General features: G+C 67.6%; 3 protein-coding genes. 2 read left to right on the top strand and 1 reads right to left on the bottom strand.

The window, feature by feature from the left end:
- On the bottom strand, positions 1–879 hold an 879-nt coding region (locus ACE3UY_RS11405; protein ID WP_374687650.1), incomplete at its 3' end, for a ligase-associated DNA damage response exonuclease.
- Positions 880–1,055: 176 nt separating this feature from the next.
- On the opposite strand from ACE3UY_RS11405, the gene ACE3UY_RS11400 reads away from it, so the two are divergent.
- Together ACE3UY_RS11400 and ACE3UY_RS11395 are read left to right on the top strand one after the other, a co-directional pair.
- Positions 1,056–2,864 (top strand): AAA-like domain-containing protein, encoded by a 1,809-nt coding sequence (locus tag ACE3UY_RS11400; RefSeq protein ID WP_374687649.1) that lies wholly within the window; start codon positions 1,056–1,058, stop codon positions 2,862–2,864.
- Positions 2,865–2,874: 10 nt separating this feature from the next.
- On the top strand, positions 2,875–5,007 hold a 2,133-nt coding region (locus tag ACE3UY_RS11395), incomplete at its 3' end, for an AAA-like domain-containing protein (RefSeq protein WP_374687648.1).

The following is a 5,007-nucleotide window of genomic DNA, read 5'->3' as shown; positions in this document are numbered from 1 at the left end:
GCCGGCCCCGGTGGCGGCGATGGCGTCCAGCAGCCCCGGCCAATCGACGTGGTCGGACAGGACGAAGCCGCGGTCTACCGAGCGGCGGCGGCGCTGGCCGCGCACGCGCATCCAGCCGGAGGCGAAGGCCGCCGACAGGTCGCCGAAGCGCCGCAGCCAGGGCGTGCCCTGGGCCGAAGTGGGGGCCAGGATGAGCGCCCGCGACCAGTCCACCTCGGCCGGCGCGTCACCCACGTAGTTCCAGGGCGGCAGGGGCACGCCGCCGCGGCGGTAGGCCGCGTTCAGGCGGTGGATCGCGCCATGGACGTAGACGGGGCCGATGCTCGCGTCCACGCCGGCCAGTAGGCGCTGCGCCTTGCCCAGCGCGTAGGCGAAGAGGACGCTGGCCCGGCCGGCGGCCTGATTCTCGCGCCACCAGGCGTTGACGGCGGCGAACACCTCGGTCGCCGGCGGCCAGCGGTAGATGGGAAGACCGAAGGTGGCCTCGGTGATGAAGGTGTCGCAGGGGACGGCGGCGAAGGGGGCGCAGGTCGGGTCGGGTTCGATCTTGTAGTCGCCGCTGAAGACCCAGCGCTCGCCGCCGTGCTCCACGCGAATCTGGGCCGAGCCGAGGATATGACCGGCGGGGTGGAAGGAGACGCGCACGCCGTTGATGAGCAGGGGCTGCTCGTAGGGCAGGGCCTCGATGCGCGCCTCGTCCCCCAGCCGCAGCCGCAGCACGCCCTCGCCCGGCGTGGCGCACAGGTAGGCGTCCGAGCCGGGGCGGGCGTGGTCGCCGTGGGCGTGGCTGATGAGCGCCCGCGCGACCGGCCGCCACGGATCGATGAAGAAGTCGCCCGCGTCGCAGTAGAGGCCGTGGTCGGTCAGGGTCAGGAGCATGGGCACGGATTATAGGAAAAAGGCCAGATTTGTGGCAAGGGTACCAATTGCTCAGATTAGGTTGTTTTTCTCTGAGATGGCTTGCTATAATTCCGCCACTTCCGTTTCCAGTCCCTCATCCTAGCCGTCACGGATACCTAGTTGCGGATACAGTTGAATAAGAGGTGGAGCGTCTCATGGCCAGCAGTTCGGGTTTTCTTCCACTACGTCATCGTATTCGCCTGCGTGACCAGCTTGTCAGTTACTTCAGCCGGGCGGAGTTGCAGACGCTCTGCTACGACCTGGGCATCCCCTTCGACGATCTGGCCGGCGAAACGCTAACGAACAAGGTCGAAGACCTGATCGGCCGGCTGGAACGCTCGGGCCAGGTCGCGCAACTCATCGCCTACTGCCAGCGGGAGCGGAGCCAGGTGGTCTGGACGGATCAGGCGCGCCTCTTCCTGTCTTACAAGCGCCATGCCGAGACCGACAGCCAGCTGGCCCACCAGTGGCAGGAGCGGCTGGGCGCCGCCGGGCACGAGGTCTTTATCGACACGACCATGCGCGTCGGCACGGCCTGGCTCGACCAGATCGACGCCGCCATCCGCGACTCGGACTTTCTGATCGTCCTCCTCTCGCGCCAGTCGCAAGATTCGGAGATGCTCCAGCAAGAAGTGCAGCGGGCCTATGAGTATGGCCGGCGGCAGGGTAAGCCGGTCATCCTGCCCATCCGCATCAACCACGAGGACATGCTGCCCTATTCGCTGGCGGCGTTCCTGAATACCCAGCAATACCTGCTCTGGCGCGGCGACCAGGACACCGACGCTGTGCTGACCGGATTGCTGGCCGCCATCGCCGGGGACAAGCCCGCGCCGCCGCCGCTCGCGCCGTTGCCCGCGCAGCCCGCGCCGCAGACCATCATCACCACTGATGGGCGTGTGGCCGAGGCCGGCAGCTTCGCCAAGCCGCCCTTGCCCGCCTTCGACCCGCGGGTGATGGATGACATGGAGGTTCCGGGCGGCACGATGCGCCTCAGCGACAAGTTCTACATTGAGCGCGAGGCCGACGCCCAGTTGAAGCGCCAGCTCACGCGGCGTGGCACGATGTCCACCATCCGCGCTCCGCGCCAGACGGGCAAAAGCTCGCTGCTGGCCCGCGGTGTGGGGCACGCCAAGAGCCAGAAGATGCGCATCGTCCACCTCGACTTGCAGCGCGTCGATCGCGACGACTTCGCCGACGCCGACGCCTTTCTCCACTACTTCGGCCGCTACATCGTCTTCAAGCTGGGGCTGGACGTGGAGCAGATGAAGCGCATCTGGTCGCGCTCGCTCGGCTGCCAGGACCTCGTCACGTCGCTCATGGAGGAGTACGTGCTGCCGGAACTGACCGACCCGGTGGTCATCGCCATCGACGAGGCCGACCGGCTGCTAGATACGAGCTTCTACAGCGACTTCTTCGGCATGGTGCGCTCGTGGCACAACAGCGTGGCCTATGAGCCGCTATGGGAGATGGTCAACTTCGCCCTGGTCATCTCTACTGAGCCTTACTTGCTCATCGCCGACCCCAACCAGTCGCCCTTCAACGTCGGGTTGCGCATCAACCTGAAGGACTTCACCGGCGACCAGGTGGCTGACCTGAACCGTCGCTACGGCTACCCGGTGGCCGCGGCCAACCTGGCGGATTTCAACCGGCTGCTGGGCGGCCACCCCTACCTGACCCGCAAGGCGCTCTATACCCTCGTCGTGGATCAGTTGCCCTGGAACGAGTTCATCAAGGTCGCAGCCAGCGACACCGGTCCCTTCAGCGACCACCTGCGCCGCCAGCTGTGGCTGCTACACGACAAGCCGGAGTTGCAGGCGGCGCTGCGCGAAGTGGTGCAGCGCGAGCGCTGCAGCAACGATCTGCTGCGCTACCAGCTGCTCAGCGCCGGGCTGATCACCGCCTCCGGCGACCGCTGCGAGGCGCGCTGCGAGTTGTACCAGTTGTATTTCCGCGATCGGTTGTAGAGGAAGCGCCATGGACCCTGAAGACGCCGACGATTTCTACTACGTAGGCGGCACGCTGCGGCCCGACTCCCCCTCCTACGTCAAGCGCCCGGCCGACGACGACCTGTACGAGGCGGCGTTGTCCGGCAACTACTGCTACGTCCTGACCCCGCGGCAGATGGGCAAGTCCAGCCTGATGGTGCGGACGGCCCGCCGCCTCGACGCCCGCGGCGTGCGCACGGTCATCCTCGACCTGACCTCCATTGGCACCGGCGTCACGTCCGACCAGTGGTACTTGGGCCTGCTCAGCCGCGTGGCCGGGCGCGTCGATCGCGGCTTCGACTTCCACGGCTGGTGGGCCGAGCGCGAGATGCTGGGGCCGGTGCAGCGCTTCACCGATTACCTGGAGGACGTGCTGGCGCGGCGGCCGGAGTTACGGCTGGTCATCTTCGTCGATGAGATCGACACGACGCTCAACCTGAGCTTCTCCGACGACTTCTTCGCCGCCGTTCGCTCCTTCTACAACGCCCGCGCCGAGAACGCCGATCTGAAGCGGCTGAACTTCGTCCTGCTGGGCGTGGCGACGCCGGCCGATCTCATCAAGGATCGGGGGCGCACGCCCTTCAACGTCGGCCACCGCGTCGAGCTAAAGGAGTTCGACGCCGGCAGCGCGCAACTGCTGGCGGCCGGGCTGGAGGCCGTCTACCCCAGCCGCGGCGGCGATCTGCTGGGCCGCATCCTGTACTGGACGGGTGGCCACCCCTACCTGACGCAGAAGCTCTGCCTGGCCGCCGTTGAGGCCGCACCGGAGGGGGGCACACCGGAGGCTATTGACAACCTGGTAGAGACGCTGTTCCTCTCTGAAGAGGCCCGGCGCGAGACGAACCTCCAGTTCATCCGCGACAACATTAAGGGCATGGACGAGGCGGAGCAGCGTGAGCTGCTGGCGCTCTACGAACGGGTTTGGCGCGGCGAGCGCGTGCCGGAGGACGAACGCTCCTACGTTCAGAATCGCCTGAAGCTGATTGGCCTGGTGCGGGTTGAGGGCGGTACGCTCCTGCCCCGCAACGAGATCTACCGGCGCGTCTTCGACCGGACGTGGATCCGGCAGGCCAAGCCGGATGACCGCTACCGGCGCGTGGCTATCGGCGCGGTGGCCGTGGCCCTGCTGGCTGTCATCGGCGCCGTCGGTCTCGTCTTGTGGCAGCGCCAGCAGACGGAGCGGAACTTCATCGCCAACCACGCGGCATCGTTCGAGAGCGGCAACACCACGGCGCGACTGGTGGCGCTGGCGGCGCTGTACGACCACAACGCGGCCAGCGCCGGGCGGGCCGACGAACTCATCGCCGGCCTGAGCGACGCGGAGCGGCAGGCGCTCTTCCGCGACAGCGACCTGACCGGCCTGGAGGCTGAGGTCGGGCGCGTGGCGCGGGCCATCGTCGCCGACCTGGACAACACCTCGGCCAACAACGAGCTGCTGCTGCGCATGGCCGAGGCGCTGAACCAGACCGGCGACGCCAACCGCTATCTAGGGTCGCAATTGACACTCTTGCATGGGGCGCGAGAATCCCTGAATAGCGGCCAGTGGCGCGAGGCGCTCGACGATTACACCGACCTCATCGACAACTTTGAGCCGGACATACCGGCCCTCTTTCTGGAGAAGGCCATTGCCGGCTATCAGCTCGACCCGCAATCGGCCGAGACGGTGCTGAAGGACATCCAACGCTTGTCTGACGGCAAGCTCTACGAAGCGTTTCTGGCCGGTACGGGGCGGGCGGCGGCGCCCATGCAGACGACGTGGCAGGCGCGCGCCCAGGCAGAGATCGTCCGCCGGCCGGAACTGTTCGCGGTCGTGCTGGCCGACACGGCCGACTACGCCGCGCTGGCCGAGGGACTGCCCTCGCCCACGCCAGCGCCGACGCTCCCGCCGACGCCCGTAGCGGAGGCGGTCGCCGCCGGCGACGCCGCGACCGCCACGCCCGCGGTGAGCGACGCACCCACGGCCATCGTCATCCGGCTCGGGGCGCCTGAGGGCACGCTCCTCTACAGCGGGCCGGGGACGGTGTACGAGGAGGTAGGCGCTCTCGACGGCGACGAAGAGCTGGAAGTGTTGGGCCAGAACCCGACCGGCGAATGGTATAACGTGCGCCTGACCGATGGCGCG

Source organism: Promineifilum sp. (SeqCode) (genome assembly GCF_041918635.1).
In the GTDB taxonomy this organism is placed as follows: domain Bacteria; phylum Chloroflexota; class Anaerolineae; order Promineifilales; family Promineifilaceae; genus Promineifilum.
The sequence above is the reverse complement of the archived record's forward strand: the minus strand, read 5'-3'. Positions and strand labels throughout refer to the sequence as shown.

Excerpts from the sequence above, each read along its gene's own strand:
- ACE3UY_RS11400 (WP_374687649.1), top strand. The coding sequence starts at position 1,056 with ATGGCCAGCAGTTCGGGTTTTCTTCCACTACGTCATCGTATTCGCCTG.